Genomic DNA, 12,747 nt, shown 5'->3' on the forward strand with positions numbered 1-12,747 from the left:
CTGACCGCGCGTCGCGCCGACACGCCTCCACCCACCCGGCCCCGCCGGCACCCTCCGAACAGCCACGATGCGTAAGCACCGAGGCCACTCACCCCTGCCCGCTTGACAGGAACGCCCTCCATATCAGTTGTTGTACCCGGCCAGGACGTTGGTGACGGTGCGGCGTGGCTGTTTGATCGGGGAAGGCCCTTCGGGCGAGGTGGAGGTGTCTGACGCCGCCGCCACGCCACGAAGGGCCTTCCCGTGCACGCTAACGCTCGCTTGACCGTCTACGGGCGCACCGTCTTGGTGCGTCGTGTCCGCATCGATGACCGCCCGGTCGCGCATGTCGCGGCCGAGCTCGGAGTGTCACGGCAGTGCGCGCACCGCTGGGTCAAGCGCTACGACGCCGAGGGCTGGGCCGGGCTGCTCCTATACCCGGCTGTCACCAACGTGACGGCCGGGTACATCCTCCTGTACCCGGCTGTCACCAACGTGGCGGCCGGGTACATCTCTAGGCGCCCGACCGTCGAGCACGCCCGGGCCGCGAATCCCACGATCGGAGATGTTGTCGATGCAGACGAGAGCACGTACGTCACGGGACTGAAGGAGCTCGACGAAGTTCGAGTAATCTGATTCTTCCGGAAATGGAGTGCAGCTGAGGGTGTGACTGGGCCAGATGCTGGGGTGGTGTCGCTGCGATAGGGCGGGCCCCGGGCGGATGACGATGCAGGTTCTCACGCCATGCCCCGTCAGCACCCGGGAGCCCTGCAGTGGAGCCTACGTCGCCGCCTGCCCAGATCGTGGCAGACACGATCGTCCGGACCGTGGAGCTCGGGGTGCGGATCGTCGACGCCGCGCTCGCCGGCGAGACCACGGTGGTCTTCGCGGACCTGGTCGTCGAGGAGCCCGGGCGCTGCCCGAGCTGTGGTCTGGTCGGGACCTATCGCGACACCGTCGAGCGCCGGGTCAGCGACGTCCCGGTGGTCGGGTATCCGCTCGAGCTGCGGTTTCGGCTACCGCGCTACGAGTGCCGCCACGACGGCTGCGCTCGGGCGATCTTCGCCCACGACACCAATTGGCTGGCCCGTCCCGGCGCGGCGACGACCCGGCGCTGCGCGACCTTCGTCATGCGGCGCCTGGCGATCGACAAGGCCACTGTGGCCGCGGTGGCCCGCGAGCTGGGCCGCAGCTGGGACACCGTGAACAGCATCGCGGTCGCCGCCACCCAACAGTTGCTGCTCTCGGCCGGTCCGGCGCGGTTGGACGGTGTCCGGGTGATCGGGGTCGACGAGCACAAGTGGTCCCATGTGCTCGGCGCCGACGCCGACGGGTTCGTCACCGTGATCACCGACCTCACCCCGGTCCTGGCCGGTCACGGGCCGGGCCGGCTGCTCGACATGGCCGCGGGCCGCTCGGCGGCAGCCATGAAGAACTGGCTCGACGCCCGCGATCAGACCTTCCGGGACCGGGTCGAGATCGTGGCCATGGACGGGTTCGGCGGCTACAAGAACGCCACGGTCGAGGCGCTACCCGACGCGGTCACGGTCATGGACCCGTTCCACGTCGTCGCGCTGTGCGGCCAGAAGCTCGACCTGTGCCGCCAGCGCGTCCAGCAGGACACCCTCGGGCACCGCGGGCGCGCCGGCGACCCGCTCTACCGCGTCCGCCGCACCCTGCGCACCCGGCTCGGGCTGCTGCCGGTCGCGAGACGCGCACGTGGTCGGAGACCAGCCCGGAGATCCCGCCGCGAGCGTCGCTGACGACCCGGGCGGCGCAGCAGGCCTGCCGCCGAGTCGGCCGTGACGGTGATGTGTTCGGTCTCAGGGGATGGTTGACAGATCGTCGTCAGGACATCGTTGACGTGGATCGGTGGGACCAGGCCTTGAAGCGGGTCAGGGGCCTGGAGGGGTCGCGGGGGTAGGTGGCGAGGTCGTGGTCGCCATGCAGGACGCGGAAGCTGGTGTCTTCGGCGATGACGGTGATGGTCTTGCCGGCGTGGGCGCGTCCGATCCGCAGGCGCTGGCGGGCGACCATGACGACCCCGTCGGCGCCGACGACCCGCTTCGCCCACGGCGCCTGGCTCGGGGTCGGCGCGGGCAGTGGCCCGCCGGGGCGGCGCGCACCGCGTAGGGCGAGGCGCTGGGCGAGGGTGCTCGAGTGGGGCCAGCTGCCCCCAGCAGCAGCTGCCCGGCGACGGCGTGGACGAGGTGGCCGTCGAGGCGCAGCGCGACCAGGGTGCCGGTGTGGGCGGCGCCGACGTTGAAGGTGGTGTTGTCCACGCGTACCAGCCCGTCGCGGCCGACGACGCGGTCGACCTCGACGATGGTGTCGGACGCGGCGTGACGGGCCGAGCGGGGCAGCGCGGCCGCCGCGGGCGGGTCACTGCCTGGTCGGGCGCCCCGAGCGCGGAGCTCGCCGAGATGACTGCGCGACAGGCGGCCGAGCCAGAGCTGCTGATGGGCGGCGAGCGCGACGCTGCCGCAGCCGGGCACCCGGACCTCGAGCTCCACCGCGCCTCCCGGCCCGACCTGCTCGGTCGACGTCGCAGACGCACCCGGAACGGCGATGTCGGAACGATGGCCGGCCTCGACGGGCCCGGTGGCGGCGCGTGGCGGATGGCCCGGGCCGGAACAAGTCGGCCGGGACGTCCATGTCCAGGCTCTGGTGCGGCCGCGAGTGGTTGTAGCCGTGCGCCCACCCCTCGATCGCCGCCTGCGCGGTCTCCAGGTCGGCGAACGGGGCGACCTGGTCGAGCAGCTCGCGGCGCAACGTCTGGTGGAACCGCTCGATCTTGCCGGTGGTCGTCAGTCGATCAACGCCCGTTACCGGCGCGCGGTCCGAGCGCGCGGGCACTTCCCGACCGAGCAGGCCGCGCTGAAGTGCCTGGATCTGGTCACCCGCTCGCTCGACCCGACCGGCAGAGGACGGGACCGCTGGGCGATGCGATGGAAGCCCGCCCCGAACGCCTTCGCGATCACGTTCCTCGACCGTATCGTCCCGTCAAGCACCTACTGACCCATCAACGCTAGCTACACCGAGAGTCGGACAGTCCCCTTCATGACGAAGAGCCCGTTTACGGGATCGTCTCCGTCGCAGGAGTGTGTCGGACGGTCATCGAACGAGCGAAGAGCATGAACGGCGCACCGTCGAACGTCGCCTCCTCGACGGTAAACGAGGACCACCGCTGGATGACCGCGGCGAGCACCTCCTCCATCTCAACCATGGATAGTGCCAGGCCGAGGCAGCTGTGCCGGCCGCTGCCGAAGTTGAGTGCGCCCGGGTGAGGGTCTCGGCGGACGTCGAGGGTAGCCGGATCGTCGAAGACTTGAGGGTCGCGGTTGGCCGCTTCGATCGTCGCGAAATAGAAGACCGACGGGTCGATGGCGACACCTCGGAACTGGGTCGTTTCGTCGTAGGCGCACCGTGGCGTTGTGAGCATGCCGGGAGAGAATCGGTAGAGCTCGCGCACTGCGCGGGGAATCAGGCCAGGGTCGTCCCGCACTGCCTGCCACTGGTCGGGGTTCCGGGCGAGCGTCGACAGGTTCAGACAGATCTGGGTGTTGGTGGTGTCGGTACTGCCTGTGAGAATCGACAGGCACAGATCCACCATCTCGTCTTCACTGATGTCGCCCGCACGCTCGGATTCGATCATGGCTGAGATCAGGTCGTCGCCCGGTCGGGAGCGCTTGTCGGCGATCAGTGCGCGCAAGTAGGCCACCGACTCGGCCTGGGCCTTACGCAAAATGGGCTCGGTGTCGGGATTGAAGCTGACGATCGCGAGGAGACCGTCCGACCAGCCGGCGACCAGCCGGGCGTCCTCGACTGGAGCGCCCACGATCCGGCAGAAGACAGTGGCGGGCAGGCGACGGGTGACACTGCGGAAGATGTCGACCTGGTCGTGCTCGGTGTCCTCGTCTAGCCAGCTGTGGATCCACGAGCGCACCTCGGCGCGCCACTGTTCAACGCGGCGGGGAGTGAACCAGCGTGAGACGGCCTTGCGCTCTCGGCGGTGGACGTCCCCTTCGACATTGATGATGAGCCGGGACATCGAGTCGAACACTGGGCCGTCATGGACTCCGGCGGCCGCGAGGCTCCTCTCGCGGCCGGCCCAGAAGCCGGGGGAGCGGAGCAGCTCGTTCACGGCGTCGTAGCTCAGGACCTCCACGCCCCGGCTGCTCCGCGCCAGGCCGACGGCGTCGCGGGCGGGAGCGAACACCGACTCAGGGTCCTCGCGGTACTGGTCGGAGTCGATGTCGACCCACGGCAGATCATCGATGGTGCTCGACACTTTCGCGGCGGTGGTGGCGTTGCCCATGGGTGTTCCTTGTGGTTGCGCGGCTGATGTGATGGGTCCGGAAGCGGATTGCGTCGCACAGGTGCCGGCCAGTCAATGGGCTTCGGTGTCGGCGCCGCTGTTCTCGGCGTACTCAAAGACGCGAACATCGGTGCTCGCTCTGGCCGGGGGGTGCAGCCCCACGCCGGCTGAAGCGCCCCCGTCGATCGGTAGGGCGACACCGTTGACGTAGGAGGCGGCGTCGGAGAGCAGGAACTCGATCACTGTGGCGATCTCCCGCGGCTCGGCCCACCGGCCCAACGGCACCCAGTCGGCGATTCCTCGGTACAGGTCCGGACTCGCCCGTTCCAGCGGGATCGTCATCCCGGTGCGGGTGGCACCGGGGCATACGGCGTTGACGCGGACGCCCTCGTGGGCGATCTCGCGCGCCAGAGAGCGGACGAGACCGAGCACGGCGGACTTGCTCGCCGAGTACGCCGCCATCGAGTTGTCGCCGCCGAGCCCGTTGGTCGACGACACCACCACCACCGAGGGCGACGGGGCCTTCCGCAGGTGCGGCAACGCGGCCTGGATGCCGAAGAGGGGACCGAACAGGTTGACGTCCAGGTGTCGGCTCACCGTCGCTCGATCAAGGACGTCCACCGGAGCTGCGACCGCGACGCCGGCGTTGAGTACCAGGCCATCCAGCCGCCCGTATCGCCGTACCGCCTCGCCCGCGAGGCGCTCGTTGTCGCGCTCGGAGGAGACATCGGCCTGGAGCACAGAGAGGTCCCGGGAGCTCTCCAGCTCTGCGAGTCCCGCTTCGTCGTGGTCGGCCGCGACGACGTGCCAGCCGTGGGTGACCAGAAGCTCCGCGGTCGCGCGCCCCATGCCGCTTGCCGCCCCCGTGACCACGGCCGTTGGCTTCGTCATCTCCATCCGGGCCCCTTCGTCCTGGTGGTCGGGGAAGGCTCACTCTGCGCCGGGAGAGGCCAGGAAGCTCGGATCGAGCGTTCTGCTCGGCGTACTCGTGACGGCGGTCAGACCGCTCTCTCCCCGACAGGTTAATAGTGACGGCAAGCGATGATTAAATCAAGACGGGCCGGTGTGCAGTGCCGCCGTCGAGATGCCCACCCAGCTCTTCTTCCTGCAAGTCCCACTCGGCCGGGACAGGTCACCTCTGCAATTGGTGGCCGCTTTGGTCCAGCAACCACGAGGTGTCAAGCAGCGGCGTCCACCCCCACTCCGGGCGGGGCTGTCACCGCGGCGGCGTCCGATCGATCGGTGTCGCCGGTGCTCGAAAGGTCCGATCGTCCGCCGCGGTTCCCGCGATGGTCGTGCCGCGCAGTTCGACGGTGACGGCGCAAAAGTCGTCGTTCGGCGCCGGCACGAACTCGGCGTCACCCCTCGCCGCGGCGAGCACCCGTGAGCCGGTGGGGGTGCGGCAGGCAGCGTACGTCGTCTGCGGCTCTCCGTCGCGGTCCCGCATCACGGTGTACCCCTCGACGACGGCTGTCCCGACGTAGTCTGGCTCCGTCCGCCGCCGAGGTGGGGTGAACGCGACCGGCGGGGACAGCGGCCTTCTCGGCGGTGTCGGCCCGAGGACTGCGACGGCGTGCTTGGTCAGCAGTCCGCCGTTGCCGGTCACCATGGCGAACTCGTCCGGCCGGCCCTGCATCATCTCGAGCACGGTGGCAAGAGCGTGGGAGGTGTAGTTGTTCCAGGGTCCGCCGGCGAAGGTCAGTCCTCCGGTCACGCTCAGGGATCGCTCGGAGGTGATCCCGAGCTCCTCGGCGGCGATTTCGACCGCGGAGGGGAAGCACGAGTACAGGTCCAGCACGGCGATGTCGTCGATGCCGAGGCCCGCCGCATCCAGTGCGGTCCGTGTGGCGTGGGCTATGGCGGGTGAACGGGAGAGCTCGTCGCGCTCGGAAACCGATGCGGTGTCCTCGGCGTGCCCGATGCCGTGCAGGAACAGCCACCGGTCTCGGGGAACGCCGGCGGCGCGGGCAGCGTCTACCGAGCAGACGACCACGCCGGCGGCCTGGTCGACGTGATCGTTGGCCACCATGAACTTGGGGTACGGGTCGCAGATGATCCTGTTGTCCGCTGACACCGTGCGGATGTGCTCGGCAGAGAACGGGCCAGGCACGGCGGCGTGCGGGTTGGTCGCCGCCACGCGGCTCAGGGATGCCCAGAGCCGCGACATCGCCTCCGCGTGCGCGGGCACCGACGCTGCGCGTCGGGCCCGCAGGGCCGTCTCGAACAGGGGGTAGGCGTGCACCGGCAGCCCGAAGCCGATCCCCGCTTCGGCTGGGCTCGCCATGATCAGGTCGCTACCGATGGTGCGGCTGGGGTGCACGTCACCCTGAGTTAACCAGGGCGGCCGTTCTGCGCGCCGCTTGTACCGGTGGCGCGTGCGGCCGCACTCGGCACCTCCCACGACTGCCACGTCGGTGTGGCCATCCTGGATCCGCAGCGCTGCGTCCTGCAGCAGGACCTGGGGAACGTGTCCCCCGTGATGTGTGTACACCGTCTCCCGCGGCATCGCACCGAGCTCGGCGGCGAGCAGCGCCGCGGGGTCCGGGTAGCCACGGGACACGATGCGCGCCAGTCCGACCGAGTCGGCGCGGGCGAGCAGCCGGCCCGGAACGCCACCACGAAGCGCCTCCGCCAGCAGGACCACCGGGTCGGGAGCATCGCCGTCTCGGACGGTGAGCTGTCCCCCTCCGACGATGACCGGCGTTCGCCCGTCGATTCCGATCATCGCGCCATCAGGCGGGCAGCCACTTGGCGATGGCGGCGATGGTGCTGTCGGCTTCGGGGAGGTTCCCGGCCCAGAACAGGTGCACGTGCGGAACGACCTCGACGGTCTCCAGCTGGACGGACACTCCCGACGCCCGTGCCCGCCGCGCGAGCTCGATCGAGTCGTCGAAGAGGACCTCCTCCTCGCTCACGGTGATGTAGAGCGGAGGGAGCACGGACAACTCACCGAAGATCGGGGACACGTCGGGCTCCGACGGCGACCGTCCCACGAGGTAGTTGTCGCGCAGGTTCCCCATCATCCGGGAGTCGTTGGCCAGGTCCCGGTCCTGGCGCTCCGTCGTGCTGGGCAGCGTGAGGTTCATGTCGTACCAGCCGGAGATGAGGATCCCGGCCTCGGGCAGCTCCACGCCCCGATTGTGCAGGGTGAGCATCGTGGCAATGGCCAGTCCGGCGCCGGCGCTGTCCCCGCCGTACACGAGCCGGGTGTAGCCGTTGGCGCGGGCCCACGCGGTGGAACTCAGCGCGTCGTCCAGCGCGGCGGGATAGGGGTGCTCCGGGGCGAGCCGGAAATCGACGATCAGGACCGCCTGTCGGGTCGCGAGCGCCACGTGCCCGCAGAGCCTGATGTAGTTGTCGGCAGCCAGCAGGTTGTAGCCCCCGCCGTGCGTCCAGATGATCAGGCGTCCCGGCTCGGCGTCGGGGGGCGTGACCAGCAGCGCCCGGCACCCGTTCGCGTCGACCTCGGTGGTGGCGATGCCCACGGGTTCGGTGGCCAGGGTGCCGAGGAACTGGACGTTCTGGCGTTGTTCTTCGACGGTGGGCGGTTCGGCGCCCGACATGGAGTCCTTGAATGCCCGCAGCTGGGCCTGGAGCTCCAGAGCCTCGTTGCTCGCCATGGGTCACCTTCCTCGAGGGCTGACGGAGTGCGCAGTATATCTGCACGAGAGCCGACGACAAAGGCCCTCGTTCCGAGGTCTTCTCCCGACTGAGGGTCGCTCGTGCCGACTATAACTTGATCGGTCAGCGTCGGTAAGTGCTACCGTCGTCGTCGACGTGGGATGCTTGGGGCGAGGACGGGTGACGTGAAGACAGCGATCTGTGATCTCTTGGGGATCGACCTCCCGCTGGTCGCCTTCTCCCACTGCCGTGACGTCGTCGCGGAGGTGACGAAGGCGGGTGGGTGCGGTGTGCTCGGGGCTGCGCTGATGTCGCCGGAAGAACTTGATGTGGAGCTCAGCTGGATCGACGAGCAGGTCAAAGGGCGCCCGTACGGCGTCGACCTGATCGTCCCGAACAGCTTCGAGGGCAAAGGGGGGTCGACGACCGCGTCGCCGGACACGGCACAGATCCCTGTCGAGGTGACTGATTACGTCACCGGGATCCTCCGCGACCACGACATGGATCCCGGTCAGGTTCCCCCGCCGGTCATGGCGTCGGCGGAGACGCTGTCCGAAGGTTATGCGGCCGACATGGTTGAGGTGGCGCTCAAGCATCCGATCGCCCTGCTCGCGAATGCTCTCGGGACGCCGCCCCCGGCGATGCTCGCGGCGGCGAAGGTCGCAGGAGTGCCGGTTGGAGCCTTGGTCGGAACGGCCAAGCATGCTGCCGCGCAAGTCACCGCCGGGGTCGACTTCGTGGTCGCGTCGGGCGTCGAGGCCGGTGGGCACACCGGCGAGGTCTCCACGATGGTGTTGGTCCCCGAGGTCGTGGAGCGGATCGCGGAGCTCGGGTCCGATGTCCCGGTGCTGGCCGCGGGCGGCATCGTCACCGGCCGGCAGGTCGCGGCGGCGATCGCTCTGGGCGCCGCGGGGGTGTGGACCGGCTCGGTCTGGCTGACCACGCACGAGGCCGAGACCGCTGAGTACACCAAGCAGAAGATGCTCGCCGCCTCGTCGTCGGACACCGTGCGGTCCCGGTTCCGGACCGGCAAGGAATCCCGCCAGCTGCGATCCACCTGGCACGACTCCTGGGAGCGCCCCGGCGCCCCGTCGGCGCTCCCCATGCCGCTGATGGGATACGTGAGCGAGCCCGCGCTGCGCCGAGCGGACGTCCTCGCCGCGAGCGGGCACGAAGGTGCCCGTCGACTGAGCAGCTACTGGATCGGCCAGGGGGTGGGCCTGATGCGGACGGCCAAGCCGGTGAAGCAGGTGGTGGCCGACATGGTCGATGACCTCCTCGCGGGTTACGAACGCCTCTCCGAAGCCCTCGGCGAGTGACCCGACCCACGACCAGAGGACCAACATGACAAAGGTCGACTACTCGGAGCTCCCGCCGGAATGTGCGATCGTGTTGGACGGGCCGCTGCGGATCCTCACCCTGGACCGCACTGAGAAGAAGAACGCCATCAATGCCGCCGTCCACGAGGCGCTCGCCCGGGTCTGGCTCCTGCTGGACGACGACGAAGACGCCCGGGTCCTGCTGATCCGGGCCGAGGGGGACATCTTCTCGGCGGGCGGCGACTACGACTGGTTCGCCGAACAGCAGCGCGACCGGCGTGAGATGGAGACTGCCTTCCGCGACGGGCACCGCATCCTGGAACGGATGATGGCGTGCCGGCTCCCGATCGTGACCGCTGTACAGGGTGGTGCGGTGGGTCTGGCGGCGAGCGTGGCGATGCTCTCTGATCTCGTGATCATGAGCACGGAGGCGTTCTACCGCGATCCCCACGTGGCGCTGGGCATGGTCGCCGGGGACGGTGGGGTTGCCTGGCCGATGTCGGTCGGGATGCAGATCGCGAAGCAGTACGTGCTACTCGGTGACCGGCTGGGCGCGGCCGAGGCGTACCGCCTCGGGATGGTGAACGAGGTCGTGGCCCGTGACGAGCTGGACGCCAGGGCACGGCACTACGCCGAGCGCCTCGCGGCGCTGCCGCGGCGAGCCGCGCAGTCCACCAAGAGAATGTTCACCCTTCAGCTGGAGCAGCAGGTCCGCGCGGCGGCCGAGTTCGCGCTCTCGGAGGAGCGGCTCTGTGTGCTCGAACCCGAGCACGCCGAACGGGTCCGTGGTCTGACGAAGAACGGGTGAGCAGATGGGCGAGCGGACGCCGAGCTCGACACTTCCCGACCTGCTCCACGCGTGGGCGACGGCCACACCCGAGGCGCCGTTCCTGCAAGTGGGCGATGAGGTCCTCACCTACGCCGAGTTCGAGCAGAAGGCCTTGAGCGTCGCCGCCGGCCTCGCCCAACGAGGTATGCGCCCCGGCGACCGACTGGCACTGATGGCACCGACGTCCTCGACCTACGTCATCATGATGTTCGCGGCGGCACGGCTCGGCGTGATCTGCGTTCCGTTGAGCATCTACCTCAAAGGCGAGAGCCTCCTGCATCAACTCGATGACAGCGGTGCGCGCGCCGTGTTCTGCGACGAGGCGGCCGCGGACCTACTCGGTAGTCTCGCTGCGCTCCCCGACGAGTTGGAGACCGTCGTCCACCACGAGCGGGTCCATCCCGTCCCCGGAACCCGGTCCACGACGGCCGTGGAGCTCGAGGCGACCGACCCGGCCTCGGATCGACCACTCCCGACCCGGGCCGACACGTTCGCGATCATCTACACCTCAGGGACAACCGGCCTACCCAAAGGCTGCATCATGAGTCAGGGCTACGCGGTCTCCCTGGCCGAGGCGTTGCAGGAGTTCGCTGATCTACGAGACACCGACGTGGTGTTCACCGCCGCGCCGACGTATCACATCGGTTGCCTGACCCCCATCTTCGGAGCGCTGCTCCGAGGCATCCGGGTCGTGCTCGAGCCGGCCTTCTCGGCCAGCCGCTACCTCGGCCGGGCTCGGGACACCAAAGCCACCCTCGCGGTGGGGGTCGGGTGGATCGCTCAGGCGCTGCTGGCCCAGCCACCGGGGCCGGCCGACCGCGACCATGGGTTGCGCGCCATGTCGACGGTGCAGCTGTCGACCGAGGAGCAGCGACGGTTCCGGGAGCGATTCGGCATCCCCGCGCTGTCGCAGCAATACGGGCAGACCGAATGCTGGCCGGTGAGCCACATCCCGTGGGAGCAGAACGACATCGACGTGTCGTGCGGTATCCCGTTCAGCGGTGTGACCGTCGAGGTCCACGACGACGAGGGGGTGGCGGCCGCGGAAGGCGAGACCGGGGAGATCGTGGTCCGCCCGCTGCGCCCCTTCGTCATGTTCGACGGCTACTGGCGTCGGGACCGAACCACGCTGGAGGCTTTCCGAGGCCTCTGGTACCACACCGGCGACCGTGGCTACTTCGAGCACGGCCGACTGATCTTCGTGGACCGGAAGAAGGACTCCATCCGCCGACGTGGGGAGAACATCTCCGCCTTCGAACTCGAGCGAGCTGGCCTGCGCCACCCCAAGATCGACGAGATCGCGGCCTTCGGGACGTCGTCACCCGACGACGACGAGCCCTCGGTCCAGGTCAGCATCGTCGGCCACGCGACGCTGACCCCCTCGGACGTCTTCGCCCACTTCACCACCGAGGTTCCCTACTACGCCGTACCCCGGTTCGTCGACTTCGTGCCCGCGCTGCCTCGCAACGCGAGCGGGCGAGTGCTCAAGGACGAACTCCGAGCGAACCCCCGCGAGACGACCCGCGTGGACCTGCACGCCCAAGGGCTGGTCGTGAACAAACAAGACCGGCGACGCAGCTCCGCGAGGGCCCACGACGCACGCCGCTGACCGTCGGCCTGCAGCGGCCTGCAGCGGCGTGCAGCGGCGTGCAGCGGCGTGCAGCGGCGAACGCGCTCCCCGCGGGGAGGAGGAGGGTGTGATCGGTCCGGTGGACGAGACCGCCCTCGCCGTCGACTGAGGGTCGCCGAGGTATCCGAGGAGTGTCATGACCGAGACTGGACCGTGCACGTTCGACGGTCACGCGGTGCGATGTCACCGCGAGGCCGGCGTGGCCCAGGTCGTCCTCGACCGGCCATCGGTGAGGAACGCGTTGAACGCCCGAGGCTGGAGGGAACTGCTGGCCGTCCTGCGAAGCGTGGCCTCGGACGCCGAGGTCCGCGTCGTGGTCTTGCGTGGCGCGGGCGAGCACTTCAGCGCCGGGGCGGATCTGAAGGAGAACCCGCGGGCCGAGACAGGGTCGCCGGTCCACCCTCTCGACCGGATGGACGCGCTCACCGAGCTGGTGCGCCTGCTGACACGGATGCCGCAACCGACACTCGCCGTGGTCCGGGGGTCCGCGTTCGGCGGAGGGTGCGGTCTCGCGTTGGCCTGCGACGTCGTGCTCGCCGGCGAGTCGGCTCGCTTCGGGTTCGGGTTCGGCGCGATCGGCCTCTCGCCCGACATGGGGGTGTCCTGGATTCTCCCCCGACTGGTCGGTCTGGCCAGGGCGAAGAGCTGGTTGCTGGCCGGCCGCACTGTGACAGGCCGGGAGGGGGTCGATGCGGGGTTGGTTGCCGAGTGCCTGCCCGACGACAGGCTCGAAGAGCGGGTCACCGAGCTGGCCGAGGTGCTCGGGGGCATGCCCCCGATTGCTGCACGTCAGACTGCCCGCCTGGTGGATGACGGCATGGGAGCCTCCCTCGAGGCGGCCCTCGAGCGGGAAGCGGCAGCGCAATCGGTGAACCTGCGGACCCGAGACTTCAAGGAGGCGATCACGGCGTTCGCCGAGAAGCGCCCACCGATCTTCGTCGGTCGGTGACGCCAGGGGCGTCGGCGTTGCTGGCACAGAGTCGTGCGACTACAAGTTATGATCCGCGGCACGAGCATGAATCATGGCGAAGGGCGACGCAGCGCGGCGAGC

At 69.4% G+C, this 12,747-nt stretch carries 10 protein-coding genes and 3 pseudogenes; 7 read left to right on the plus strand and 6 right to left on the minus strand.

Annotation, left to right across the window (positions count from 1 at the left end):
• Positions 1–243: 243 nt before the first annotated feature.
• A pseudogene (locus AC2A1K_RS29090) lies at positions 244–408 on the plus strand (helix-turn-helix domain-containing protein); the annotation flags it as partial.
• A 398-nt stretch (positions 409–806) separates the two neighbouring features.
• Positions 807–1,742 (plus strand): ISL3 family transposase, encoded by a 936-nt coding sequence (locus tag AC2A1K_RS29095; RefSeq protein ID WP_483899839.1) that lies wholly within the window; start codon positions 807–809, stop codon positions 1,740–1,742.
• Positions 1,743–1,874: 132 nt separating this feature from the next.
• Here AC2A1K_RS29095 and AC2A1K_RS29100 read toward each other — a convergent pair whose 3' ends face one another.
• Complete coding sequence (locus tag AC2A1K_RS29100; protein ID WP_483899891.1) at positions 1,875–2,492, minus strand: hypothetical protein; 618 nt, start codon at positions 2,490–2,492, stop codon at positions 1,875–1,877.
• 106 nt (positions 2,493–2,598) lie between these two features.
• Positions 2,599–2,787 (minus strand): annotated as a pseudogene (locus tag AC2A1K_RS29105) (integrase core domain-containing protein); the annotation flags it as partial.
• Between AC2A1K_RS29105 and AC2A1K_RS29110 the strand changes: the two are divergent.
• Positions 2,788–2,997, plus strand: a pseudogene (locus AC2A1K_RS29110) (transposase); the annotation flags it as partial.
• Between the two features lie 58 nt (positions 2,998–3,055).
• Here the strand turns inward: AC2A1K_RS29110 and AC2A1K_RS29115 are convergent.
• The 4 genes from AC2A1K_RS29115 to AC2A1K_RS29130 all read right to left on the minus strand — a co-directional run bounded on the left by AC2A1K_RS29115 (position 3,056) and on the right by AC2A1K_RS29130 (position 7,917).
• Complete coding sequence (locus tag AC2A1K_RS29115) at positions 3,056–4,297, minus strand: cytochrome P450 (RefSeq protein WP_483899840.1); 1,242 nt, start codon at positions 4,295–4,297, stop codon at positions 3,056–3,058.
• A gap of 72 nt (positions 4,298–4,369) precedes the next feature.
• Complete coding sequence (locus AC2A1K_RS29120) at positions 4,370–5,188, minus strand: SDR family NAD(P)-dependent oxidoreductase (RefSeq protein ID WP_483899841.1); 819 nt, start codon at positions 5,186–5,188, stop codon at positions 4,370–4,372.
• Between the two features lie 325 nt (positions 5,189–5,513).
• A complete protein-coding gene (locus AC2A1K_RS29125; RefSeq protein ID WP_483899842.1) occupies positions 5,514–7,022 on the minus strand; it encodes an acetyl-CoA acetyltransferase in 1,509 nt (502 codons plus the stop codon).
• A 7-nt stretch (positions 7,023–7,029) separates the two neighbouring features.
• Positions 7,030–7,917 (minus strand): alpha/beta hydrolase, encoded by an 888-nt coding sequence (locus AC2A1K_RS29130; protein WP_483899843.1) that lies wholly within the window; start codon positions 7,915–7,917, stop codon positions 7,030–7,032.
• A 162-nt stretch (positions 7,918–8,079) separates the two neighbouring features.
• On the opposite strand from AC2A1K_RS29130, the gene AC2A1K_RS29135 reads away from it, so the two are divergent.
• From AC2A1K_RS29135 to AC2A1K_RS29150, 4 genes are all read left to right on the plus strand, one after another.
• Positions 8,080–9,237 carry an NAD(P)H-dependent flavin oxidoreductase gene (locus AC2A1K_RS29135; RefSeq protein ID WP_483899844.1) on the plus strand — a complete coding sequence of 386 codons (1,158 nt, stop codon included), beginning with the start codon at positions 8,080–8,082 and terminating at the stop codon, positions 9,235–9,237.
• A 25-nt stretch (positions 9,238–9,262) separates the two neighbouring features.
• Complete coding sequence (locus AC2A1K_RS29140) at positions 9,263–10,045, plus strand: enoyl-CoA hydratase/isomerase family protein (protein ID WP_483899845.1); 783 nt, start codon at positions 9,263–9,265, stop codon at positions 10,043–10,045.
• A gap of 4 nt (positions 10,046–10,049) precedes the next feature.
• Positions 10,050–11,675, plus strand: a complete 1,626-nt coding sequence (locus tag AC2A1K_RS29145) for an AMP-binding protein (protein ID WP_483899846.1) — start codon at positions 10,050–10,052, stop codon at positions 11,673–11,675.
• A 220-nt stretch (positions 11,676–11,895) separates the two neighbouring features.
• Positions 11,896–12,645 carry an enoyl-CoA hydratase/isomerase family protein gene (locus tag AC2A1K_RS29150; RefSeq protein ID WP_483899847.1) on the plus strand — a complete coding sequence of 250 codons (750 nt, stop codon included), beginning with the start codon at positions 11,896–11,898 and terminating at the stop codon, positions 12,643–12,645.
• The last annotated feature ends 102 nt before the right edge of the window (positions 12,646–12,747 follow it).

Source organism: Actinomycetospora sp. 2LY8.5, from assembly GCF_057180585.1.